General features: G+C 40.2%; 14 protein-coding genes. 6 read left to right on the top strand and 8 right to left on the bottom strand.

Going from position 1 to position 26,267, the window contains the following annotated elements; genetic code table 11:
• Nucleotides 1–271: 271 nt before the first annotated feature.
• On the bottom strand, nt 272–1,153 hold the full coding sequence (locus ACYQ2C_RS01645; RefSeq protein WP_460099832.1) for a LysR family transcriptional regulator: 882 nt from the start codon (nt 1,151–1,153) through the stop codon (nt 272–274).
• Between the two features lie 102 nt (nt 1,154–1,255).
• Between ACYQ2C_RS01645 and ACYQ2C_RS01650 the strand changes: the two genes are divergently transcribed.
• A complete protein-coding gene (locus ACYQ2C_RS01650) occupies nt 1,256–2,017 on the top strand; it encodes an SDR family NAD(P)-dependent oxidoreductase (protein WP_460099829.1) in 762 nt (253 codons plus the stop codon).
• Between the two features lie 152 nt (nt 2,018–2,169).
• Here the strand turns inward: ACYQ2C_RS01650 and ACYQ2C_RS01655 are convergent, their stop codons facing one another.
• The 5 genes from ACYQ2C_RS01655 to ACYQ2C_RS01675 all read right to left on the bottom strand — a co-directional run bounded on the left by ACYQ2C_RS01655 (nt 2,170) and on the right by ACYQ2C_RS01675 (nt 8,331).
• Nucleotides 2,170–2,856, bottom strand: coding sequence for a hypothetical protein (locus tag ACYQ2C_RS01655; RefSeq protein WP_460051950.1), 687 nt, complete (start codon nt 2,854–2,856; stop codon nt 2,170–2,172).
• A gap of 242 nt (nt 2,857–3,098) precedes the next feature.
• Nucleotides 3,099–4,844, bottom strand: coding sequence for a sugar phosphorylase (locus ACYQ2C_RS01660; RefSeq protein ID WP_460099825.1), 1,746 nt, complete (start codon nt 4,842–4,844; stop codon nt 3,099–3,101).
• 322 nt (nt 4,845–5,166) lie between these two features.
• Complete coding sequence (locus ACYQ2C_RS01665; protein ID WP_460051947.1) at nt 5,167–6,390, bottom strand: glycosyltransferase family protein; 1,224 nt, start codon at nt 6,388–6,390, stop codon at nt 5,167–5,169.
• Between the two features lie 17 nt (nt 6,391–6,407).
• Nucleotides 6,408–7,280, bottom strand: coding sequence for an HAD-IIB family hydrolase (locus tag ACYQ2C_RS01670; RefSeq protein WP_460099822.1), 873 nt, complete (start codon nt 7,278–7,280; stop codon nt 6,408–6,410).
• 115 nt (nt 7,281–7,395) lie between these two features.
• Complete coding sequence (locus ACYQ2C_RS01675) at nt 7,396–8,331, bottom strand: hypothetical protein (protein WP_460051944.1); 936 nt, start codon at nt 8,329–8,331, stop codon at nt 7,396–7,398.
• Nucleotides 8,332–10,429: 2,098 nt separating this feature from the next.
• Between ACYQ2C_RS01675 and ACYQ2C_RS01680 the strand changes: the two genes are divergently transcribed.
• The 3 genes from ACYQ2C_RS01680 to chrA all read left to right on the top strand — a co-directional run bounded on the left by ACYQ2C_RS01680 (nt 10,430) and on the right by chrA (nt 17,054).
• The gene (locus ACYQ2C_RS01680) at nt 10,430–11,791 is read left to right on the top strand and encodes a nucleobase:cation symporter-2 family protein (protein WP_460099818.1); all 1,362 of its coding nucleotides are present in this window, start codon (nt 10,430–10,432) and stop codon (nt 11,789–11,791) included.
• Between the two features lie 864 nt (nt 11,792–12,655).
• The gene (locus ACYQ2C_RS01685; protein ID WP_460099815.1) at nt 12,656–15,109 is read left to right on the top strand and encodes a TonB-dependent siderophore receptor; all 2,454 of its coding nucleotides are present in this window, start codon (nt 12,656–12,658) and stop codon (nt 15,107–15,109) included.
• A 784-nt stretch (nt 15,110–15,893) separates the two neighbouring features.
• On the top strand, nt 15,894–17,054 hold the full coding sequence (gene chrA, locus ACYQ2C_RS01690; RefSeq protein WP_460099813.1) for a chromate efflux transporter: 1,161 nt from the start codon (nt 15,894–15,896) through the stop codon (nt 17,052–17,054).
• Between the two features lie 301 nt (nt 17,055–17,355).
• On the opposite strand, the gene ACYQ2C_RS01695 is transcribed toward chrA, so the two are convergent.
• Nucleotides 17,356–17,856 carry a hypothetical protein gene (locus ACYQ2C_RS01695; RefSeq protein WP_460099810.1) on the bottom strand — a complete coding sequence of 167 codons (501 nt, stop codon included), beginning with the start codon at nt 17,854–17,856 and terminating at the stop codon, nt 17,356–17,358.
• A 182-nt stretch (nt 17,857–18,038) separates the two neighbouring features.
• Entirely contained in the window at nt 18,039–19,655 is a 1,617-nt protein-coding gene (locus ACYQ2C_RS01700; RefSeq protein ID WP_460099807.1) for a vanadium-dependent haloperoxidase, read from the bottom strand.
• Between the two features lie 2,487 nt (nt 19,656–22,142).
• Here ACYQ2C_RS01700 and ACYQ2C_RS01705 point away from each other — a divergent pair.
• Complete coding sequence (locus tag ACYQ2C_RS01705) at nt 22,143–24,425, top strand: TonB-dependent receptor (RefSeq protein ID WP_460052590.1); 2,283 nt, start codon at nt 22,143–22,145, stop codon at nt 24,423–24,425.
• 307 nt (nt 24,426–24,732) lie between these two features.
• Complete coding sequence (locus tag ACYQ2C_RS01710; protein WP_460052588.1) at nt 24,733–25,869, top strand: nucleoside hydrolase; 1,137 nt, start codon at nt 24,733–24,735, stop codon at nt 25,867–25,869.
• Nucleotides 25,870–26,267: the final 398 nt, after the last annotated feature.

Genomic DNA, 26,267 nt, shown 5'->3' on the forward strand with positions numbered 1-26,267 from the left:
AATCACTTACCGTTCTTGAAATTGGCGACACATCCTTGTGTCGCGAGAAACTCTAGGTTAATCAGAGTTTCCTTAAAAATAAATTTTACCGAAAGCCAATTCTCTTCGTGTTCGATAAACGCCAAAATATCGTTAGTTTCAAGGATTTAATTTGGTGTGGTGTAGGAATTCGTTATAATTTCTACGCACCTTTTAAAGATTCTTCCTTGCTTCTATTTGCACAATTTTTTTCAGTACAAGAAAGTACAATACGCTATAGAGGAATCGCACATTAGGCATGAAATTCTTTTATTGAAAAATCTAAAAAATTTCTTACTTTAGGCGTCATGTTTTTATGACGATAATAGATCATCGACAACTGACGCTCCCCTAGATGCCAATCGGGTAAAATACGAACAAGGGCACCGGATTCAAGATCGTTTTTCAGCAGCATTTCTGGTTGAATAATAATACCTAAACCTGATTTAGCTGCACTTAGTAACGCATATCCACTATTCATAGAAATCATGCTAAGGGGTTTTACTTCTACCAATCGATCATGATTAAAAAATGTAAGTAATGTATCTGTCGTTTTCGTAAAACCAATCAATTCGTGCTCTACTAATTCAGTGGGTTCATGTGGCATTCCGCGTTGAGTTACATATTCAGCAGAAGCACATACAACCATTTTGTACGGCATTAACATTCTCTGAATAATTCGACTATCAGGAATTAATCCAACTCGAAACGCCACGTCAATTCCGTTTTCAACAATGTCCAAATTCTGATCCGTTAAAATCAACTCAATTTTAACCAGCGGTGACGATTGCCTGAATTTTTTTAGCGTCGGTACTAACAAACTAACACCAAAGGTGACAGGTGCAGTAACTCTCAGTAAACCTTGCGCTTCTGACGAATGAGCTTCTGCTTCTAAATCGGCAAGAGCAACACGTTCAAGAATATCTCTGCACTGTTCAAAGTAGGTTTTTCCAAAGTCAGTTAAGCTCTGCCGCCGGGTGGTTCTATTCAACAAGCGAGTACCAAGGCGAGCCTCTAGAGACGCTATATGCTGTCCAATCATTGCCGGTGTTAACTTAAGCTCCGACGCAGCAGAACTCATAGAGCCAACATTTACCGTAGTCACGAAGGATTTCATAGCTTGGAAAAGATCCATTTGATAGCCATACTTTAAAGTGATTAAAATTTTAGTCTAATTATAAACTCAAAAAGATTAATTATCATAAATGCTCTCTAAACGTTTAAAACCGAGGGTATTATGATCAATTCACGATTTCGCAATAAAAATATTCTTATCACCGGGGCAGGCTCTGGTATGGGTAAAGCTACAGCGCTCAGATTAGCAGCTGAAGGTGCACAACTCGCTTTACTAGGTAGGCAGCAAGAGCCTCTAGAACAAGTTGCTATTGAAGTGCAAGCCTTCGGCACAAAAGCCTCTGTCTTAAGCTGTGATATTAGTAGTCACGAATCGCTCACCCATTCAATGAAAAAAATACAGAATAATTTTGGTCATCTTGACGGAGTTTTTGCCAACGCTGGAATTCTTGGGGAGTTTACACCGACACTAAATGCTTCCTTTACGCAACTGGATCAACTCATAAGCACCAACTTAAAAGGAACACTCGCTACGATACAACAGGCGATACCAATGATGAGCACAGGCTCTATAGTCGTAAATGCATCATGGACAGCATCTGCCGTGATGCCTGGAACTGGAGCTTATGCAGCAACGAAAGGTGCCCTATTAAGCTTGATAAAGGTGCTTGCAATAGAGCAAGGCCCCAGTAATATTCGAATAAATTCAATCAGTCCTGGTATTATTTTAACGCCAATGGCTGAAGAAGTGCTCGACCCAGAATTATCCAGTAAATTAGCAAACCAATCCGCCCTGAAGCGAAACGGAACACCAGAAGATATTTGTGGAACCGTTGCATGGTTATTGTCAGATGACGCAGCGTTTGTTACGGGCCAAGACATTATAATTGATGGTGGTTTTACCATTGGTGGCGTAAGGCTTTAGCTCAAGTTTTTATTTTCTAAACAATGACTCAAGCCTTAATTTTATTAAGGCTTATCTGGTAGCCACAAGAGGTACGCAAGTTTGTGACAAAGAAACCTTAGACGACTCTAACGATCAGATTTTTTTGTAAAAATACATCGATAATCCTAAATTTACGCCAAATACTTTTCGCGTAATATCATCAATTCATTTTTATAATAATCGTACAGTCCGTCAATTGCATGCGAACCCAATCGAAAGAAGTCTTCTGGGCTTACACTGGGTTTGTGTATGTTTATGTTTTCTTCGATGCATAATAAAAAGCGATTTATATGATCTTGCAATCCTTCGTGATCCGATATGTGAACCCATAATTGATCGCTATTGCCTTCTATTTCTTTTACCAGAGACGTTAATTTAGCTCGCTCTATTGGTTCACTATAACCAGCTGCTGCGATACCTGTTCCCAATGCACGAGCTTGGCCTAATAATTCAGCAGTTGTTAAAAGCTCCTGCCATAAATAGGTAATTGATGCTCCAGAATCTACCGAGCGTAACTGAGTAAGTTTATAAATTGAAACCGTATCCGATATTATCAGTAAAATCATTTTGGCGAGCGAATTATGCTGCGCCAAAATATTTCCACCATTAGTTTCATATTGTTGCGCGCTGATTTTTGCCCACTGCTCGGTAATTCTGACCCACCGTTCGCTGGAGATCAGCAATGAACGGCTTTTCTCGAGCGATCCGATGTCTTCACTGATTCTGTGTTTAAGTTCGGCAATTTCGGGAGTTAGGGCGATCACACCTTTTGATGCTCCAAAGCTCAAACCTCGATGACGTTGTACATGAGCTAACATACTTTGAAGCATCTGCAAAATAGACAGGCCAACTTGTTGAGACGATTTGTCCTGTTTTCGCTGAATAATAAACCACAATCCAGTCAAGGAAACGACTAATGAAAAAAATATTGCTACAAATATGATTATTTGCTGAGTCATGTGGTTTTACACAATTTAATCTAAGTTTAATTAGATCCGCAATCCCGTTATCTAATCGTCTTTAAATACAAGGGCTTTTAAGTTTTCAATACCAACGTTCATCACAGGTTTGTTATCCACAACGTTTGATAAGGCTGAACTTGAATTTGTTCCTCAATAGAATGAAATACCTGATTACTGATTAAATCTTTCCACTCATCGGTACCAATTAAGTTAATGTCAGACAGTGATAAGGTCATTACCTCATCGCTTATATTACTGATACAAAATATGCTTTGTCGTCTATCTATGCTCTGGCGCCAAAAGCCGAATAATTGTTCACCAAAATGCAACGTAAACTGGGTTGCATTCGGATGAAACGCGGGCTGTTTTCCTCGCAACTGAATTAATGCTTTAAGCCGTTGGAAAATCTGCGCATGTTGCGACCACTCATTGCTCAGATGATCTACCAATGCATCGTAGTCCCATTGGTGACGGTTGATTGAACGATTATGATTAGTGTGTTTGAGCTTCTCGTAATCATTGCCTGTACCCAGCAGACTGTGTATGTATATTCCTGGTATACCTTCAAGAGAAAGCATAATGGCATGTGCGCACACAAAGCGATCGATTCCCCATTTATCGGGACCCTTGGTGGTACCTTGTAACGCATCAATCAACGCAATATTTATTTCGTAAGCTTTGTGAACCGAGCCATTAACCGAGCGCCAAGAAACTCGCCCCCCAAAGGTCTGCATAGTATTTATTAAGGTATTTAATTCCTCATCCTTGAGTAGACCTTCGGCAGGCCTAAGACCAATTCCGTCGTGAGAGGCGATAAAATTAAAATACGCCGTACCATTTTGCGCCGGCGGCATGCTCATCATCCACTGTTTTAAATATTTACAATTGCCAGTAATCAGAGTGTTTACCAGTAACGGAGGTAAAGAAAAATTATAAATACAGTGCGCTTCGTTGGCATTACCAAAATACGTTAAATTTTCTCGATTAGGGATATTAGTCTCGGTGATAATAACCGCATGTTCGCAAGAGTGCTCAATTAAAGTTCTGAATAAACGAATTACTTCATGAGTTTCTTCTAAATTAATGCAACTTGTACCTAATTTTTTCCACAAAAAAGCGACGGCATCTAAACGAAAAATTCGCACACCATAATCTAGGTACAAACGCACAATCGAAACAAACTCTTTTAATACCTGTATATTTTCAAAGTTTAAATCAACTTGATCATGGCTGAAGGTACACCATACATGTTTGATGCCTTCATTTGTTTGAGTTTCACGAAGTAGTGGGCTAGTTCTGGGCCGCACAATGCCTTCTATATCTTCTTTGGGATCTACTTCAATAAAATAGTCTTTGCCTGGGTCTCTACCCAGTTTAAAATTTTCGAACCACAGGCTACGACTGGAGCAATGATTAATTACCAAATCGGCCATTACCTTGAAATGTTCGACAATGTTCTCAATGTCAGTCCAGTCACCCAAACTCTCATTCACCGTTGAAAAGTCGATTACAGCGAAACCGTCGTCGGATGAATACGGGAAAAAAGGCAAAATATGAACGCTTGATAAAAAATCTTGGCAATATTTTAGCAAGAACTCATTGAGCGTATTTAACGGACGTTCACCTTCTCGTTTAAGACTGTCTCCATAGGTAATTAAAATCGTATCTTTTTGGCTCCAGTGATTGGTATGGGCCACAGGGTCGCAACACGATTGATCCAATCGCATAATCTTAAGAAGAGCGTCGGCGAGAGCCTCGTAACTTAAATCGATCTCAACCTGCGAATAGATAAATTCGAGGTGGCGGATGACTTTTTGTCGCAAATGGTTTTCTACGTCACTCATAAACGAAATCAGCTCCTTTGACAGCTGTTACTGCAACTGTGCGCGCAAACTCAACGAAGGTTTGTTATCGATATACCTCAAAACGGCACATTCGACAAGCACAGAAATTGGAAATAACCATGCATGGTGTATTTCCGATGAAAAGACAGGATATAACCCTGCACCCAGTTATGATAAACGTGTAGGAAACTCTGATTAACCGATAGTTTCTCGCGACACGAGAATGTGTCGCCAAATGCAAGAACTGTAAGTAATTGAAATTTTCGAATCTACTTGAGTTTACAAAAAATCGGTATTATTCAGGCTTTTCTAAAAGAAAATCTTAACCAAAAAATTCTCGATGATCTTCTTCTACGGCATCTTGAATGCGCTCAAAAATTTCCGGCATAGCGCTAACCACTCGGTTCCAGCTCGGTATAAACGGTGTTGCATAGGTATTTTCTAAAAACACTTGACCGGCCTCAATAATATTTTTAGAAAACATCTCCACCGATTTTTCTTCTTCGTGCAAATCATGCTGTAATCCGTTCATAATTGCATCATTGTGGTAGGTTTCAACAAAATCTAAAGCAATTCTGTAATACGTCGCTTTAATGGAACGGAATGTTTCTGGTGTGAACACAATACCTTGAGTTGCCAGTTTTCTAAATAACGCTTTGGCGATATCAATAGACATACGAGACAGACCATTGGTCTTATCGTTAAGTGATAGATCTTGATGTTTGTGATCGTAGTTGTCGGCTATATCCACTTGGCACAGGCGGTTGTTTGCATAGTTGCGATGCATTTCAGAGAGCACACCTATTTCAAGTCCCCAGTCACTGGGAATACGCAAGTCTGTAAGTACATCGCGACGAAATGAGAACTCACCTGCCAAGGAATATCGATAACTGTCCATATATTCAAGATATTCCATTGGCCCAATGACTTTCTTTAACGCTCTTAATAACGGCGTTACCAATAGTCGACACACTCTACCATTGATTTTATCCGAGGAAACCCGTGCGTAATAGCCTTTGCAAAACTCGTAGTTAAATCTGGGATTGGCAACCGGATAAATAAGCCGAGCTAAAAGCTCTCGCGTGTAGGTGACAATATCGCAATCGTGCAAAGCAACCGATTCTGCTTTATTGGTTGCCAATGTGTAGCCCATGCAATACCAAACATTACAGCCTTTACCTTTTTCTTTTGGTGCCAAACCAAGCTCACGCAAATCATTGTCGATTGCTTGTAGACGCGGGCCATCGTTCCATAATATTCGGAAGTCTTGTGGTAAATCTTTGAAAAAATTTAATGCTCTGATGTATTGATCTTTGTCTGCTCGATCTAGACCAATAATAATTTGATTTAAATAAGGTACCTGTTTTAGTTCGGCCAAAATATTTGGCATTGCAGGACCTTCTAACTCGGAATATAAGCACGGCAGAATAAGTCCTAGAGGGCGCTGTTTACTGTATTTTAATAACTCTCGCTCCATCTCTCCCAGTGGGCGCTCGGCCAAATTATGTAGCGTGGTGATAATACCATTTTGATGGAAATCAGCCATGGACAAACCTCATGTAATTAAAAATGCTCTTCAATATCGGCTAATACAAATGCACTCGCCTCGGCCCAGCCCTCTGGTCCTTGGGCTTTTGTGATGTATACATCGCTTAAATGATTTTGGGTTTTTCCAACGATGGGGGGATTGTGCACAGGCGATGAAATTATGACGGGAAAATTCACACTCTCAAGCATAGCAATATCGTTATCGCCATCACCCAAACCAATTGTTAAATATAGTTTTTGGTATTTTTGTGCGTATAACTGTGCCAACCAAATAAGCGCTTGGCCTTTATTAGCTTCACCGCAAATATGTGTGAAGCGACCACCCTTTAACACCGTAGCGCCAGCTTTTCGCACAGCATCACAAAAAGCTTGATATTGGCTCTCATCACCCTGCCAATATACTGGCTCACCAAACGTACGTTGGGATGACAGGGTGGCTTGATCGTAATTTAAACCGGTGAGTTCAGATATTTTTTCGACACTAACCTGTGAAAAGCTCAAAAAATTGTTAACAAAAGGAGCGGATATGGAATTAATAACATGAATCCAGTGTTCTCTGGATTCAACAAAAGAAACAATAAAATACTCGCTTTCTTTGGAAATATTTTTAATCGGTAAGCGTGGTAATAAATTGGAAGCTATATCTGACTCAGAAAATTGGCACGAAGGCAGTGCTATAGCAGCGCCGTTTTCGAATATGAATGGATCTGTATTACCGAGATGACTGCGAATGTCTAACAGCTCAAGGAAGGTCTTACTGGTATTAGCAATAACGGGAATACCATTATTGCGCAATTGTTGAAGTGTTGGTATTACTGGTTCATAACTGTAAGTGTAATGATCCAGTAAGGTTCCATCCATATCGGTAAAAAATATTATGTCTCTCACAACAAGCCCGCACAATTAATAATATTTTTAATAATTTCAATCTAAACATATTTTCACACATAAGAACATAATATTTTAAATTTGAGTATGAAAACCATTTTTATGCCGAATTTCTCTAACATCCGGAAGCGGTAATAATTGAGCGTTCAGAATTTAGCTCAAACACTACATCGCATTTTTGAGGTAACAACCTCAACGTATTTTCGGTAATTCTTTGGTAATACTGTATAAATCTTTTTATTTGCTGCGGGCTCATCAATGCCAGTAGTTTTTCTTTGGTTTCTATGCTTCTTTTATCAACATTAACTTCAAGGCTCTTTTTCAGTTTTTGCTCCTGCTCCAAACGCCATTCATATACGCATTCAAAGGAAGGCGCCTTCAACATGACCCAAAAATCAATCCCATTAAAAAATTGCCTGTATTCATGACTGAGTTTTTCATTAACGTATTCTCGCCATGTCATAGAACGGTCTTCAAATTCTTCTAAGTCATTAACTGGCGCATACAATTCGGTTTCTTCTTGAAAGGGAGAGCCCAGGCACCACCCTTCTATAACAATCAAATCGATGGGTGCAGAGACGATACTCCAAGCATCTTTTTCGGCGCGATCATCAATTGACTTATCAAAACGTGGTATTTCAACGTTACCATGCCCTTGTTTTAATTGTTCAATAACCGACGTCGCTAATTTGATATCATGGGTTCCCGGTACACCTCTGGTCATCAATAAAGAATGAACAGAATCGGATAAATTTTTACGCTCTTGCTGAGTAAGGTAAAAGTCGTCAATGGACATTGAGACCGAGGATTTTCCATAAAACTTATTGAACACCTCAGATATTAAATTTGATAAGGTTGTTTTGCCCGAGCCCTGGCAGCCATTAACGCCCAGCACAAGCGGTCCCTTATTAAATTCCAATTGTGCATTTATTTTTTCAAGGAGGGGCAAAAACCATTTCTTAAACGTATGCAGATAAGTGCTGGGTAAACTACAGCGTGATATGTAGTCGTTTACAATACATTCTAATTTAGTATCAATACATTCACTCACGGTGAATCCTTTTATTCTGATAGAAAGAAAACCGGTAGATATTGAATATCAACCATCAAAACTCTCTGATTTGAAAAAACACTCAGCAGATTTTGTGCCTAATAATTACACTTATGCATTGAGTCATCACAGGAAGCTCTAATTAATTCAGGGATGTGTTAACTGGAGACCTTTGTAGTAATGACGTTTTATTACATTTTGATCCCATATTAAAATTTGATGGGCTCAATTACAGATTTTATTATCCAACTCGCCATAACTGCCTAACAAAACAACTATTCGAACAAATAGACATCGCAAGATGTAATAATTTATAGGAAATTCTGGATCACTCAACGATTCCGGCGCTATAAAAACGATTCCGGCACTATAAAGATGTATCAGTAATTTCAAGCGCCAAAAGTGATTGCAATTGTCGATGAGCTAATCAAGGTTTTCCGTAAGTAATTAAAGTTTAGACTTAAATTATTAGTTTAAATAACAAACTTAGAACAAATGTAAAACTTTTTAGGATACTCGATTAACGAATCTGGCTTTTAATCGGTATTTTTAGATGAGTTAACAATGATAGGTCATCAGCAACACAGCAGTAGAAACTACAAAACAGTGTACATATGCTGTTGATTAATAATGAATGGCGAATATTCGAACAACTTTCAATAGATCAATTTACGAATTTTAAAATAATTTTTATAAAAGAATAAATGGATAAATTTTTTACAGAATGAATAATGAGGTCGGTAGTGCAGAATTTTTAATAAGTATCAACCCGCATAAATGTTTAATGGCCAATATTTGACGGTTTAATAACATTTTGTGTTATGAAAAAACTCGGTGTTAAAGTTATTGTTCGTAAAAAATTAACTTTAAGAATTAATTGACGTACTGCCAATAGAGAAAGGAATATATTTGATTGATTTGCTTACATATAGATGTTTGAAGAAAACAAACATAACCTACATAAAGTAACCTAAATAAATAGGCATAAGATCGTATCAATTTGCAACAATGAATTTTTTTTAAAAATCAGCGACCCTTTTTAATTGTGCTATTTTCAACTGCTTTAATTGTGCTGTTTTTAACTACAGCGGATTCTTAGCTGCAACGAAATTTAACCGATCACGTTTTAATCGAACAGGCCTCAACCGCACACGCATTTAAATTCTATTTTTAATTCTAATCCGTGTTTTTATCTTTGTTACATCTGAATGCATTAGAATTTTAATGTTCTACGTCAATAAAATTGCGTATTCCATTAACACCTCTAATTTAGCTAAAACAGCTCATGTAAAAAACGGGGCCAGTGCACAGCCCCTTAAGAGCAAGCTTCATGAGAGAATACCCTACGAGAAATCTCCTAGGGCACAGTTGTAAGAGCAGGTAGTGTGCCAATACTCTTTGACGGTTTTATTTATTGGATATATCACTCATTTCCATTCAGAAGAATCGATAAAAGACATAAATGTCGCAATTAGATAAATATCTTCAAACCAATTGGTTATCGATCAAACAAACTCAACCCGTCCAGAAAAATCCTCAGAAAGCGTAAATGCTTTAAAATGGGCACCCAAGAACTTAAAAATTATTCAACAGCACCATAAAACTGCACTTTACTTTTCAATCACGAAAATAAATAAGGGATGAAGAACCGCTACAAAATTTGTGCGAATGCCCAAATCTCCAGATAAGTATTGGCTCATATATTTGCCCATGGCCTTATCTTTTTCGATCTCATTAGGATGTCTAGGGTCGAGGCGCTATTTTGAGGCAACACACACCAGAAAAGCACCAGCTTAGAACAGGCGAAAGTTAAAATTCGCATGCCGTAAATCCGTTACCTCAATTTAGGCATTTAGCGCAACACCAAGACAAACTTGCAAAAAAAGAATAAATCGAACACTCTCAGTCTGTTGGCGCCAAGATTTTTGTTTGTTTCGACGAATTAACTCCTAAATATTTAAGTTATTAACTGAGAAAGAATCCTCGGTTCTGTCGCAACAACAAACTCACACCAATCTGCACCATTACTACACAGTTGATGTTTTTTAAGCACCAATTTGAAACCGAATATTTTTAATTTTCTTGACTGTCTACACTTATGAACAAAGACATATTATTTCCTGTCGACTCAAAACCACCGGTATTGCAATCACTCACAGCGGGATTTCAACATGTATTAGCCAGCTTTGTGGGCATCATCACCCCCACGCTGGTTATTGGCTCAACGTTAGGATTGGAAAACGAAATCCCGTATTTACTGAGTATGGCACTGTTTGTATCTGGTATTGCCACCTTTATTCAGGCTAAGGGTTTTGGTCCCGTCGGCTCTCGATTAATTGCGGTTCAAGGCACCAGTTTCGCCTTTTTAGGTGCGTTAATTACGGCGGGATTTAGTGTAAAAAACCAAGGCGGCAACAGTTCTGATATTTTGTCTTTACTGTTTGGCATGTGCTTTGTGGGTGCTTTTATCGAAATTGCACTGAGCCAATTTATTAACACCTTCAAAAAAATAATCACGCCGCTTGTAAGCGGTATCGTCATTATCACCATTGGAGTTTCTCTCATTAAGGTAGGTATTACCGATTTAGGCGGCGGATTCGGTGCCAAGGACTTTGGTAAGCCCGAATACTTGTTAGTCGGATTTTGCGTACTACTGACGATTTTTCTCTTAAACCTCAGCTCAAATTATTGGCTAAGACTCAGTTCTATTTTGATCGGAATGCTGGTTGGATCTGTTGTTGGTTATGCTTTGGGAGTTTTTGAATTACAGCCTTTTCAAAAGACCGCCGTGGTCGCGATTCCTGTGCCGCTCAAATATGGGTTCGATTTCGATTGGCAATTGTTTATACCCATTGCCGTTATCTATCTTTTAACTGCCATAGAAACCTCCGGCGACCTTACCGCCAATTCGCATTTCTGCGGCCTGCCTATTAAGGGCAACGATTACCTGCGCCGCATTAAAGGCGGCATATTGGCCGATGGCATTAACTCTTCCATCGCTGCGGTTTTTAATACTTTTCCAAACACGACTTTCGGTCAAAATAACGCGGTCATTAGACTCACCGGTATTGCCAGCAGACATATCGGTTTGTACGTCGCGGGAATTTTGGTCTTATTAGGATTATTCCCAGTCATCGGCTCGGTTTTACAACAGATTCCAAAACCGGTTCTAGGCGGTGCCACCTTGATTATGTTCGCGACGGTTACCATTGCCGGTATTGATGTGCTAAGGCAAAACCATCTAGACCGCAAGCAATCGTTAATTGCCGCTGTTTCATTAGGTTTGGGGTTAGGTTCACTGATGGTGCCAAACCTGCTCGAACAGGCACCGAAATTTATCTCTGTATTGTTTTCTTCACCGGTCGCCGTCGCCGGAATCAGTGCCATATTTTTAAGTTTATGCGTGCCCGAAAACACACAGGAAACGATAGAAAACGCGAGTGAAAATAACTCTTTATAAACGAACAATAACCGCCAAATTAAAGCCACCCAGCTTACGTTTTCTCAATTAATATTGGAAACTCTGATTAACCTAGAGTTTCCAGCGACACAAGGATGTGTCGCCAATTTCAAGAACCGTAAGTGATTGAAATTGTGAAGAAATTGGAAATCGCATTTTCAATTTCTGTGCTCTGATTAAATCATGGATGAGTTAATCAGAGGTTCCTATTGATTAACCGTAAGCTTTTGCCACAGAACAAGAAATTCCCCCTGCCGGCTGCGCTGCTCAATGAGGTCGCCGTCACCTTTGCGAGTCTGCGCGTTCATTTCAGAAATATCGTCTCAAATAGCTAACCTCGTATCATCTATCAGCGGTTTTCAACTATTTTTAATCAACAACCTATCACTTGGAGTGGGAAATTCTTTCGGCAAAAAGATCTCTTAGCTCGCCCTTAAAAGCTGAATAGAAATACCGCGCATTGTTGAGGAAACCTGCACTAAGTTCGTTCAGGAATAAATTTTTCGGTCGATTATAAACTTAAGTTTGGTGCACCAAATTCTTGATCAAGCATTATTATTTTCATCGCTGGCTAATAAATATTGCTTGTAACGCCCTAAATTAAAGGGTTTGAGAATACTCAAAATACCTGACCAGATAGACAATTAAGTGGCATTCTTTATGCTTACTGAACATTGGGTTAATGAGAATACAGCGTTACCACTGGCTTTATTTACTGCGATTTAAAGCTCGTAGACAGACAAATCCCATGCAGATCTACGCGCATAAAATGCGAACAGCAAAAAGCACCACCTTAGGAAATATTAATCATCGCAAAAGGCCTTGAAGAACCGGGAATAGGTTCGAACGCTTTTAGGGGGAAACATGAAAAAATCAGTCTTTCGACCAATGCCAATTGCGGCGGCGGTTGCTTTGGCTACCGCAACGACCTTGTGCTCATCGGTAGTTATTGCGCAAACCAATGGCGAAATTGAAGAAGTTATTGTTCAAGGATCGCTTGGCAGCTTACCGGGTGAAGATGTCGAAGTATTCGGCTTCGGCAAATCGTTGTTAAAAACCCCGCGCTCTGCATCAACTGTCAGTGCTGAGCAGCTAGAACGCTTTAACGTTACCGATATCGACGAATTAGTTGCGTTCGCACCAGGTACTTTCACACAGTCATTCTTTGGTGTAGCAGGTTCTTTGGACGTACGTGGTACACCGGGCGAAACCTATTTCCGTGGCGTTAAACGTCTCGACAACCCTGGCAACTACCCTACTCCGATTGGTGCATCAAGCCGTGTTGATATCGTCCGCGGCCCTGCCTCTCCAATTTTTGGCCCGGCTAAAATTGGTGGTTACTTAAACTTTAACCCTAAATCATCCCGCGCTGATGGCGGCCAATTTTTAGAGCAGCCAGAAGGCGAAATCAGCTACACAACCGGAACCTGGGACAAGAGCGTAATTAGCGCAGAAGTTGGCGGCCCGTTAACCGATAACATCGGTTACTACGTATACGGCGAAGTGGAAAACTCAGGCAGCTTCTACGACAACACCGCCACTGACCAAACCATTTTACAAGCGTCTTTTGATATGGACGTAAACGAAAACCTACGTTTGCAATGGGGCGGCATGTACCACGATTACGAAGGTAATCAGGTTGCAGGCTGGAACCGTTTAACTCAAGACCTTATTGATAACGGCACCTACATAACCGGCTCACCAACATCGCTGGATACCAACGGTGACGGCAGTATTTCTCACCAAGAATACAACGCTGCTACAGTAAGCCAATTCATTTTTAATGCGAGCACAATTACTGCAGATCAGTTAAGCCCTGATTTGGCTTTGCAAAACGTTGGTACTGCGCAATTGGATCGCAGCAACGTATTGGTTGCACCAGACGATACTCTCGAAAACGAAGCCATTACTCTGTATTTTGATGTTATTTATAATGCCGCCAACGGTTGGGAAATTAAAAACCAATTGTTCTACGATGCTTACGATAACCTCAACGAAAACGCCTACGGTTTTTCACAATTCCACGACTCATTTGTAATTGAAGATAAATTGGTTTTTGCCAAAGCCTTTGAAACCGATTCGTTAACAACCTCTGTACAGTTATCTCCGTCTATTCGTTATACCGACTTTAAACACGGTGACGACTTTACCAACGAATTCTTCGATCGCCGTGATTTAACCGGTCCATCAACTGCGCTAGATCGTCGTTTACTTGCTACAAGAATTGATGATGATTATACCGAATACTACGAAGGCAGCTACGCAGACTACGGCTTAGCAGCACTGGTAGATTTCACCTTTGATTTCGGTTTAAGTGCAGTTCTTGGCGTACGCTACGACTTTATTGATATCGAGAGCCGCACACCGGTTGATAAATTATTATTGAATAACCCAACCTCTGGTTTTGGATTCGTATCAGCCGATGGCCAATTCTTGATAAGCCCGTTTGCAGATCCTGTAAATTACACGGTTGACGATATCACTGCACCAATCAGCGCCGAGAACGAAGAAGACGCCGTTTCTTGGAACGTTAGCTTAAGCTACGAAACTCCAATCGGTTTAATTCCTTACGTAACCTTCTCTGAGCAAACCACCGTTATTGCCGGCCAAGGCGCGGAAATTAATACCGCCAACGTTGCCAGTGGTGCATCGGTAGACTCTTCCACCTTGGAAGAATACGGTCTTAAGGGCAGCTTCTTAAACGATAGCTTGTATTTCGCCTTAGCTTATTACGAGCAAGAACGTACCGACTTTAACGCGCAAGCAATCGTTACTAACTCTGCGGATTTAACCGAAGGTATTGAAGCGGAAATTCGCTGGGTGGTGAACGAAGCTCTGGTATTAACCGCTGGCTATTCAAAAATTGAAGTCACCAACTTAGATGCAGAAGCCAACGGTGGTCGCTTTAGTTTCTTTGGTGCAGAGGATTTACCAGACGGCATTGACCCTTCTCTTATTTACGGCGGCGTTGTGAATGGTATTGCCACTTCACCAACGGCACGTAAAGCGGGTGTTCCAGAAAATATCTACACACTAACCGGTACCTATGACTTTGGTAATGGTTTTGCCATTAACTCAAGCATTATTCGCGCTGACGAAACCTTCTCAGGTTTCTCTCAAGCCGTAGAGCTACCGGCATACACCTTGGTTAATGCGGGTATTTTTTATGAAAATGAAAAATTCACCTTCAGTATTACCGGTAAAAACTTGACCGACGAAGAATATTTCCGTGCAAACTTCCCGAATTTATTCGGAAGCCAAATTGTATTGCCAGAATTACCGCGTCACTATCAAGCCAGTGTTGCATTTAAATTCTAAGAGGCTCTGTTAATAGTAGTGCTTTAATAACAAGGATTTGCCTGCAATACCCTAGGTTAAAGTTTCTAATAACCAAGGAACTGCAGGCAGAATCTAGTTAATAGATGAACAATAGCTGTAATAACTTTTTTACTTAATAACGTTCTATTTTCCGTAATTTATTCTGCAATTTGTTTTAAAAAATTACGTAAATTTGCAAAAATATTTTGGGGGATAAACCCCGGAAGAACGTTATAGATATGAAGCATATAGTTTTCTCCAAAAACTGTTGCCACGTTCGTGATCTCTCCTGCAGCCCTCTACTGAGGGCTTTTTTTTATTCAATCTAGAAAATTCCACCTAGTAAGATAACTCCTGCTCATCTGTGTTATTAGGCGTTTATGCTTACGTTTTTAAACATTAGCTTTTAAACACAGTATTTCGATAATTGTGAAATAAAATACTCGTTATAAAACGTATTTTTGGCAAGGCTCACATAAAGCCTGCCTCATAAACGGTTACCATAAAATCACCTATAGAAATTTCTGATTAACTTCGCCATGATTTAATCAGAGGGCAGAAATTGACCATGCTATTGCCAATTTCTTCACAATTTCAATCACTTATCGTTCTTGAAATTGGCGACACATTTCCATGACACATCCCTATATTGTAGTAAACTCTAGGTTAATCAGCGTTTCCCACTTTAAAATATCACTTCATACTCACAATTCTCACACTCATAGTAAGAGCAATGACAGCCAAAAATAAGTCGAAAACATTTTCACAAGCTACACAGCTGTTTATGACATTTCTTAAACTCGGATGCAGCTCATTCGGTGGCCCTGCCGCTCATATAGGCTACTTTCACCGGGAATTTGTCGAAAAAAAAGCATGGTTAAGTAATAGTCAATTTTCTCAATTACTCGCCATTTGCCAATTTTTGCCGGGACCTGCAAGCAGTCAGCTGGGATTTTCTATTGGCTTACATCGGCTGGGGGCTTTAGGCGCAGTCTTAGCATTTATAGCATTCACGCTACCTTCTGCGCTGATCATGTTTGCGCTGGCTTTTTGGCTACCAGATTCCAACTCTGCCTGGGGCGAGGCACTAATATCCGGTTTAAAAATTGTCGCCTTGGTGGTGGTTGCCGACGCAGTACTTAGCATGAGTAAAAAATTATGTGCGCAGCGAGGTACACAAATAATTGCCCTCTTATCGCTGTGCGCATTATTAATCTGGCCGTTTTATTGGACACAAATTATCGTCATCATTATTGCCGCTGGTGCGGGTTATTGTTTTTTTTCCCCAAATACCAGCGATAATTTTCATACTCAACACTCGATTTGCGTCGCCCATAGCACAAAGATAGGAATAAGTTTCGCTCTATTATTCTTCACGTTACTAGCGATTTTTACGTTACTGAATTTTGATAACTCGCTGTATTTTACAGCACAAACATTTTATAACGCCGGCGCTTTGGTTTTTGGTGGTGGTCACGTTGTGTTACCGCTGCTAGAAAACGCTACCGTTGCTAACGGAGCAATTGACGAAACCGCCTTTATTGCTGGTTACGGCGCAGCGCAAGCGATTCCTGGCCCCTTGTTTACGTTCTCGGCGTATCTTGGCGCACTTATACCCAGCCAATATCCGTCATTGGTTACTGCGGTAATCGCTGTAGTTTTTATTTTTTTACCGGGCTTTATTCTAGTAATTGCCGTATTACCTTTATGGAAGACCCTAGCTGGCTATTCCTCCAGCCATAAAATTATTGCTGGAATAAACGCATCGGTGGTAGGCATACTAGCGGCTGCGCTCTACGATCCCATATTTACACAGGCTATTGTCAACAAAGTCGATCTAGCAATCGCAATCTTCGGTTTTACATTGCTTACCATACTTCGCTTATCGCCGATTTATTTAGTGCTTGGGTGCTCTAGCATAAAAATAGCATTAAACGTACTTTAGAAAAGCTGAATTACAACAGATGTGTGCAGGAGTTTCGGGGAATAGTTGGTGTGAGTAAGATATCGAATAGATACTTGGAAATCAGATTAAAACCCTTACAAAAAGCACTGATTTCTTCAAGATGAAACTAGCTGGAAACTGGAATGTTAATACCGTTGAAGATTACGTTAGAGTCGCAAATTTGCAGAAAGGTACGAGCAAAAAATAACCCTCTAAAGTCGTTATCCTCTAGAAGGTTATGTGGCCAACTTAAGAGTTGAAATTACCTGCAACGATAAAATACGCTTAAGTGCGAGTGATGCTAGCTCTTCGATTCTAGCATCATGGCTTGTAACTTAGTGTACTGAGCAGAAATTTCACGCTCTACGTCTTCAACAAAATCAACCATACCGGCCAAAATTGCTGAGTTATATTCTTCGTCACTGTTACGCAATTCGGTTTCTGCGGCCTTCATGTCAGACAATGCAGCTTTAGATTGTTTGTTTAACTCACTGATATGAGCCAATTTTTTCATGGCCATTGCTTTGGTGTCGCTGGATGCATCAGGCTTCATTGCCTCAATCAACGCACCACGCGCGGCTTTTACGCTCTCGTCGTAATCATTGATCGCTTCAAATGAACGATGAACGATGGCGTTAAGCTTAATAACGGTTTCTTTGGTAAATGCTGGTTTAAAGTCTTCTGGTAACAGTTCAACAATTTGCTTGCGCTCAACCGTATTAACAGTCTCTTCGGCAATAACTGAATGAGCTGTAAAACCGGTTGCTACGAATAATAAAATAAAGAGTCTTAAGAATTTCATAATTTGGTGCCTTTGTTATTTGGATGTCCCTATATCTCAACAAACTAGAAACTTGCTCAGATATCCTTTTTTGGCTCAACAATACGCCAATACAAAACCGGCCCCACTTACTTAAGTAGGGCCGGTACGATAAGACTATTTATCGACTAACATATTATCGACAAACACAGTCTATTCGGTCATTACTTAAGCTTGAATGCAGAAATGTCTTCAAGTAAATAACGACCAATAGCGGTACCTTGACCTTGACCAGCGGTATCGTCAAAGCTCCAGTGCACACCGTTGTATACACGGCTGATACCGTTTTGTTCTTGGGCGTCAGTTAAACGCTCAAAACGAACGGGTACGAATGGACGTGGAACGTCTGGGTGGAATGGGTCGAAACCTAAACCATTGTATTCGTCAGAAACGAAAGTAAATGGAGTGTCATCGCCTAACAAATCACGAAGAATTTCGAACGTTACACCACCGAATGCAGCGTGACCACTTGGGTAAGCTGGGAATGGAGGAGTAGGACGAACAGGTTCTTCGGTGTTAATTACAGAAACACCAACTGGATCCCAAGTAATGTCTTTAACGGTATCTGGGTTCAAGTCTTCGCTGCGAATACCAGTAACTGGGCGCCACAAGTTGTAGAAGAATTTACTGTCCCATGCAGCAATACCAACATCAGCCATGCCGATGTTAACCATAGCAAGAGTACGTGCAAGTTCTAGAGGATCAGTAAGACCTTCTGCTTTAGCGATTTGGATTGCGATTTGGTTGTAAATACGTGGTGGTACACCAATTAAAGGTACGCCATCGTAGCCCCAGTAGTTACCAATGAAGCGAGTTTCGTCGGTACCAGTGCTAACGGTATTGGTATTGGTAGGAGCACCACCAATAGCTGCAACGCCTGCGTAAGCTTTTGCGTACTCTTCACCGTCTAATGCTGGAGGTGGAGCAATACGGAATTGATCGCCAGCGGCCATGAAGAATGGCTTAACGTTACCCCAGTAAGCACCTAGAGCAAGGTTAAATTCACCCGCAGTTGGAGGAGTGTTTGGATCTGGTTGCCATTCACCAATGTTACGAGTACCGCCGTTTACTTTGGTACCGAAATAAGTAACGTTTGCGCCACCGGCTACACGTCCGCCTTCACCGAAGTCTGCTTCTGCACGGCCAGAACGGTCGCCAGCACGAAGGTCGCGCATTGCTTTAAATGCAGCAATACCTACGTCTTTACCCGCGTTATAGCTAGCTTGGCTGGTGAATGATTTGATACGAGTAACTTCTTCGTCTTTAATTTCCGTTAGACGGGCTTCTTGAGCTGGGTATAAACGCTTAAGAGTGCGGAATGCTGCGAAAGCAACTGCTGCATCAGGAGATGCGTTTGCAGGAGCAACTAGATCGGTTGCAGCGTATGAATTGTATTCGTCTTCAATTGCGTTTAATGCATCAAAAACAGCAACTTGTACCATGGCTAATGCACGACTGGTGCGGGTTGGACCACCTTGGTTAGCTGGAGCTGGTTCGTCTTGAGACGGAGGAGTGTGGTCAAGAGCTACGGTGTCAAGTGCAACGGTGTGCCAGAATTTAACGCGCTCAGATAGGTTATCAACAGAAGAATAAAAATCGTCATAACCAACTGCTTGCAAGCGCCATAGGTTACCGGCTTGGATGGTAGACTTACTTAGTTTACCGATGTAGCCAACAGATTGAGATTTTGATTGACTGCCAGTGGCAGATTCTTCTGCGAATACAGAGCCGGCGGCCATACCCAAAGACGACGCGATTAAAATCGCTGATAGTTTTTTCATCTTCATCATAATTCTTCCCTTACATAGATGATTGAATTGATTCTTAAACGGCGCTACGTAGTTCTTTACGTAACTTTGTAAATTTCGAGCTTAGTCATTAACACGTTCTAAAAACCGTGCGTCGATATGCGATTTCGAGCTGGCTTAAACATGATCATCTTGATAACCGCAGTTGAAAGATAGAGTCAGTAAATTTCAACGAAACAAATGCTATCACGGGATTTCAGGAAGCCAAGCTGAATAAAATTTTAAAAAAATCTATTTGACCGATAGCTCTTTGATATTAAAGATTCGGATGATCTAAGAAAGGTGAAAATCATTACAATTGTAAATATATGTAATTTGAGTGGAAAAATAAGAAGATAGGAAATTAGAACGCTCTAAATTAAAAAACTAATTTAAGATTAAAGATAAGAAAAAAGTATTAAGAAAAAGTTAACAGAGAGTTAAGAGAGCAAACACTTCTTTGAGATGAAAAAAGCTAGAAGTGGTTAACAATTTTTTGCTTTTGGAAAGCTTTTGGGCCCGAAATGCGTCGGAAAAACCCCGAAATATTTAAATGTTAAAACCTGAAAAAGACTAAAAAACAATCAATTTGAACAAAAAATTGAACAGCCTACATTTTTCAAATATCACTTGTTGTTTAACTAATATCTAAAAAAATGTGTATACGGGAAAAACGTTGAAAGTTCAGACAAGAATTATGGAGCTTCATCAGCAACACAATTATCAAAAATTGATAAAAAAATAGCCAACTCTCTGTCCAAGCAAAAAACCGATAATCTTGGCGCTCATCAATAGAGAGGAACATGACTAAAAGAATCTAGGTCTAGTCGGTGAATCGGTTGAAAATGCAGCAACATTTGTAAGGGTATAGCATTTCAAATACTTGATCAAACGACCAAAATATTTATTTTTTAAGAAATGCTCAATTCAAATGAAATATACAAAGCTGTAAAAATAAAAGAAATGTCAATTAATTCAGAGCTTCCTACAACCAACGCCCTATCCTCAACATCCATAATGATAAACAACTGACCTAAACCAAAAGCTGGAAATTACTGCTTTAATGTGTGCACACTGATTGAAGCAGTAACCAATTGGATTGCGGGTTTTTAAAAAGCCACTAATTTAACAACCGCTAAATTGAACAATAGATTAAACGAAACACTTAACTTCACAGCCAATATACTAATGACTCTAAAAAATAAATCGCTGCCAACGTTTCGGATGACTGTTAATTTCACTCTAGACAGATATAAACCGAAGTTGTCGACAGTGCTATGAATAAAATTACCGAATATAGGAACCTCTGATTAACTCATCCATGATTTAATCAGAGGACAGAAATTGAAAATGTGATTTCCAATTTCTTCACAATTTCAATCACTTACCGTTCTTGAAATTGGCGACACATCCTTGTGTCGCGAGAAACTCTAGGTTAATCAGAGTTTCCTATATTTTGCAGTGATTATTTTTACATACCATAAAAATAATCTAGCGGGAGAATACGGACTTCACCGAACTAAATTACGGGAATCAAACAGTAATTTTTCCATGATTGAATCAGAAAATAGACATTTAAAATACGACTTCTAATTTCTTCTCAATAATATTCCCGATATTGCGTCAGTTGTTTTAATACTAAACTTCAAAAATATAATAGCGAGTAATAGTCTAATAAACACAAATTAATTATCAGCGTAGCATTGATATAAAAAACTCTGATTGATACTACTGATAAATGTAAGTAATTCATTCACATCATAATTAGATCAGCATTTATCGTACAAAAATAAAAAACTGCCCTTGATGCTCGTGTTTAAATTGTCTGCAACATCAGTAATTACTGATAAATCAGTGCATAAATTAACCGCCAAGCAATTTGTCATTTTGGTCAACTTTTTTGATCTTGTTCATCAATAGAACAACAGCTAACCGCCTGTCGAAATTTGAGCAAATATTAAGTTTTTGTCATTATTAATTAACAATACTGAAATTTGTGCAAAAACCTAATCGTTAAGAAGCCCTGCTACTGAACGAATACTCCTTAATTTACGGTATTTTTTACAGAATTAGGCAATTTCCTCGAAAATGCAGTCGCGACTTGCCGAGTTGCGATAATATTTTCACGCCTAATTTTTGAGCGATCGATTCAAAAAATACAGTTATGAATAAAAAATACCAACTTGACGCATTAATGTGATAATTTATTAACCATGTGGTCAGCTATTGTGCATATTTATACGAACAATAATTTAATTTCTTGTTTTACCTGTTCAATCCCACAGTTTACAATCCTTGCCGTTATTTTTTCTTAGCACTTACTTTAGGCATAACTATTGCCATTCGAGTGACGTTGTTAAACTCACTTAGGTTGGATCTTGTGCACCACTCTATCGAATTATCTACCGTGGTTATAACGCTCATTAATTACGCATGACTTGAGCTTTTATCATACTGCTCAACATTATTTAGGAGTTATCCGTGAGGAAAAATCTTTTGTCTCAACACATTCACCGCATTTCTGTTACAGCCTTGGCACTTGGCTCTGTTATCTGTAACGATGCATTTGCGCAAGAATCCGCGGCGCAAACGCGCGGTGTTTTAGAAACCATTACGGTAACCGCCGAACGACGTGAAGCAGACATTACCGATGTACCGGTTTCCGTTTCTGTGTTGGGTAATGAATATCTGGAAGCAATTGGTACCAGCGGTGGCGATGTAAGAATCTTGGCCAGCAAAGTACCCAGTTTAAACGTCGAATCTTCCAATGGTCGAACCTTTCCGCGCTTTTATATTCGCGGTTACGGTAATACCGATTTCTCAAGTTTCGCATCACAGCCTGTGTCACTGGTTTATGATGATATCGTTCTTGAAAACCCTGCGTTAAAAGGTTTCCCAATTTTTGACCTTGCCAACGTAGAAGTTTTACGCGGCCCACAAGGTACATTATTTGGACGCAACACTCCCGCCGGTGTGGTTAAATTTAATTCTGCAAAGCCGGTCATTGGTTCTAGCGAAGGTTACGTCAATTTATCAACGGCAACTTACAACACATCCAATGTTGAGGGCGCATTTAACCTGCCAATTAACGATGAATGGGCTGCCCGCTTCTCCGCGCTTTACCAACATCGTGACGATTTCGTCGATAACGTAATTCAAGATGCCAACGGCAATACCGTTCGCAACAGCGATGCATTCGGTGGTTACGATGACAGCGCCGCTCGCTTCCAGCTTTTATATGAACCCAGCGAAGGCGACTTTAGCGCGTTATTTAATCTGCATGTACGCAATATCGACGACGGTACTGCTCGTTTATTCCGCGCAAACATTATCGAAAAAGGCGACAATGATTTAGTACCGGGTTTTGATCCTGAAGAAATTTCTATTGACGGTGAAAATACCCAGTCTTACACCAGCGTTGGTGGTAGTGCTCGCTTGCAATGGGATTTAAACGAAAATTACACGCTGCATTCTATTACCGGTTATGAAAGCGTAACCCACTACTTTACCCGTGGTGACGTTGATGCCGGTTTTGGTGCTTCGTTCGCGCCACCTTTTGGCCCAGGATTTATTCCTTTCTCGGTTGAAACTGCTGGCGGATTAGACGACCACGAGCAAATTACGCAAGAGTTGCGTATCGAATCTACTTTACCCACAGCTTTAAACTGGCAAGCGGGTGTCTTCTATTTCTACGAAGATGTAACCGATAACTCATTCACTTACGACACCTTATTCGGTGGTGATCGCACCCTTCAGCAAAGTAATCAAGAAAACACCGCGTGGGCAATTTTTGGTTCTTTAACCTACGACGTTAGCGACGATTTACAATTGAGCGGCGGCCTGCGTTACACCTACGACGATAAAGACTTTACTCAGTCGATTAATTCACCTGCCGAATTTAAGGCCGGTGGCGACGAATCTGAAGTAACTTGGGATTTAAGCGCGCACTATTCCCTAAACGATGATGTTGCGCTTTATGCACGTATTGCTACCGGTTTTAGAGCCCCTAGCTTTGGTTCACTCTCTTCTACCGGTGATGAAATTACCTTCGCTGATTCAGAAACCATTTTGTCCTACGAAACCGGTATCAAAACCGAACTCTTTGATCGTCGTGCCCGTTTAAACTTTAACGTTTATTACTACGAAGTTAGCGATCAACAATTAACGGCTGTTGGTGGTACCTCTAATCAAACCGCGTTAATTAATGCCGATGAAACTACCGGCCAAGGTTTTGAGTTAGATTTTGAAGCATACATTACCGAAAACCTATTCGTGACAATAGGTGGTAGCTACAACGATACCGAAATCAACGATCCATCTTTATCGGTTTCTGGTTGTGGGTCTGATGCTGATGGCCGCCTATGTAATATTAATGATCCGCTAGTGATAGGTCCAAACGGTGAAGAGACCTTCAGCATTGATGGCAATCCACTTCCACAAGCCGCAGAGTGGATTGGTAACGCAACCGTACGTTATGAATATCCATTAACCGATGGCTCTCAAGTTTACGCATTTGCTGATTTTGCTTATACCAGCGAAGTGAATTTCTTCTTGTACGAATCGGAAGAGTTCGAAAGCGAAGGCTTATTTGAAACCGGTTTACGCTTGGGCTACAACTGGGGCGGTGGTAAATACGATGCCGCATTATTCTGCCGTAACTGTACCGACGAAACCCGCGTAACAGGCGCCATCGACTTTAATAACCGCACCGGCTTTGTGAATGATCCACGAGTGATTGGTGCGCAATTTAAAGCGTCTTTCTAAGCGTTGAGATAAGATGTTTTGATTAAATTCAGCGAAGCACCTGCTAAGCAAAAATATTTTCAAAGCATACCTTACCAGTAAAGAATAAAAGGAATTGCAGAAACTAAAGTGAATTCAGATTCACCAAAAGCTTCTAGCGACACAAGGATGTGTTGCCAATTTCATAAACCGTAAACCATTAAAATTGCGAAGACATTAAAAATTATATTTTCAATGCCTTTTCTTTGATTAAATCACGGAAGCGTTAATCAGAAATTCTAGATAGTCTCGGCTAAGGATGGCTAATCCACTCACATAGGAAATACCCATGCGTAAATTTTTTTCCGCTCACCTAGCGGCCGCTACTGTTATCTCTAAAATTTGTACCATCGCCATAGGTATTAGTCTTTGTGCGCAAACATTCGCTGACGAAAAAAGAAAAGTTATTCTCGACGACGATGGTTTTGCTATAGCCCAATGGATGATTATTCAAGACGATAATACCGATGTCCTTGGAATGACCATCGTTAGTGGTAATCGCTGGCGCGACGCTAACGTAGCGCAAGCATTACGCTGGTTAGAATTAGCCAACCGAAGTGATATACCCGTTATTCCCGGCGCGATTTTTCCGTTATTAAACAGTGAAAAATCCACAGAACTTTGGGAAGAACGCTACGGTGAATTAATTTGGAAAGGTGCTTGGCAAAAGGCTTGGGCAGAAGATACCGAGCAGGTACTACCAACCTATCACGCATGGAATGAAGTACCCGATTTACCGGAAGGAAATCCAACCACAAAAGCAGCCAATGAAATTGCCGCAAACTTTTTAATTCGCAAAGTTCGCGAATTTCCCGGACAAATAAGCATTATCGCCACAGGCCCAATGACGAATATTGCTCTAGCGCAAAGCCTTGATCCCGAATTTGCATCTCTAGCAAAAGAATTAATTTATATGGGCGGCAGTTTAAATCCAAAACAGGTTTTGGATAATCAACCAGCTAAAGAGTTTGCCCGAGAATTCGTGAACTCACCAAGACGAGAATTTAACTTCCGCTGGGACCCAGAAGCCGCGAGCATAGCCTTGCGTGCACCTTGGAAAAAAATTGTTATGGTTCCCGTTGATCCATCAACAGAAACGCAATTAACGCCTCAGTTGCTAAAAGCAATGTCAAAACGTAAAAACCCAATGACCGACGTTGTTCGCACACGTGAGCCTAATTTTCCTTTGTGGGACGAAATTGCCTCGGCGGTTTGGTTAGATCCAAGTTTAATTGATGAATCTGCACAATTATACGTAGATGTCGCAACCGACTTTGGCCCATCTTACGGTGATACTCTTTCCTGGGCGGAAGGTTATCAACCAGATTTGGGTGCAAAAAAAGAAACCGTGGTTTTATCGGTTGATGTAAAAAGATTAGAAAAACTCATGATTGAGTTAATGAACAAACCACTTCCCCAAAAATAATTTCCAATCTTCTTATAAATTCTAATAAATCCAGAATTTGTAGCGACACAGGGATGTGTCGGCCATTTAGAAAACGGTAGGTTATTTAACCGATAAAAAATCCGCTGCTGTTTTTTAAGATTTATTATCTAATCCCCTTTAGAAACAACAATACCTCGCATATCATTGCCTATATTTCGCAATATTTATCTTTATAGGCAGAGATACAAAAAAGAGTCTCTTTTCTGTTTTTGCACAGAAATTTTCGATTGGCTCAGCCATGATCTAAGCAGAAACTCCTAGATTACTTTGCAAGCGTTTTCTAGAATCTAACCTGTGGCTATCAACATCTGACCTATTTCCACATTTCTTCCTTAATCTACTAAACAAAATTAACACTTTGCAGGCTTAAAACTGTA

Source organism: Sessilibacter sp. MAH3 (assembly GCF_054658275.1).

Excerpts from the sequence above, each read along its gene's own strand:
- ACYQ2C_RS01645 (WP_460099832.1), bottom strand. The coding sequence starts at position 1,153 with ATGGATCTTTTCCAAGCTATGAAATCCTTCGTGACTACGGTAAATGTT.
- ACYQ2C_RS01650 (WP_460099829.1), top strand. The coding sequence starts at position 1,256 with ATGATCAATTCACGATTTCGCAATAAAAATATTCTTATCACCGGGGCA.
- ACYQ2C_RS01655 (WP_460051950.1), bottom strand. The coding sequence starts at position 2,856 with ATGTTAGCTCATGTACAACGTCATCGAGGTTTGAGCTTTGGAGCATCA.
- ACYQ2C_RS01660 (WP_460099825.1), bottom strand. The coding sequence starts at position 4,844 with ATGAGTGACGTAGAAAACCATTTGCGACAAAAAGTCATCCGCCACCTC.
- ACYQ2C_RS01665 (WP_460051947.1), bottom strand. The coding sequence starts at position 6,390 with ATGGCTGATTTCCATCAAAATGGTATTATCACCACGCTACATAATTTG.
- ACYQ2C_RS01680 (WP_460099818.1), top strand. The coding sequence starts at position 10,430 with ATGAACAAAGACATATTATTTCCTGTCGACTCAAAACCACCGGTATTG.
- ACYQ2C_RS01685 (WP_460099815.1), top strand. The coding sequence starts at position 12,656 with ATGAAAAAATCAGTCTTTCGACCAATGCCAATTGCGGCGGCGGTTGCT.
- chrA (WP_460099813.1), top strand. The coding sequence starts at position 15,894 with ATGACATTTCTTAAACTCGGATGCAGCTCATTCGGTGGCCCTGCCGCT.
- ACYQ2C_RS01695 (WP_460099810.1), bottom strand. The coding sequence starts at position 17,856 with ATGAAATTCTTAAGACTCTTTATTTTATTATTCGTAGCAACCGGTTTT.
- ACYQ2C_RS01700 (WP_460099807.1), bottom strand. The coding sequence starts at position 19,655 with ATGAAAAAACTATCAGCGATTTTAATCGCGTCGTCTTTGGGTATGGCC.
- ACYQ2C_RS01710 (WP_460052588.1), top strand. The coding sequence starts at position 24,733 with ATGCGTAAATTTTTTTCCGCTCACCTAGCGGCCGCTACTGTTATCTCT.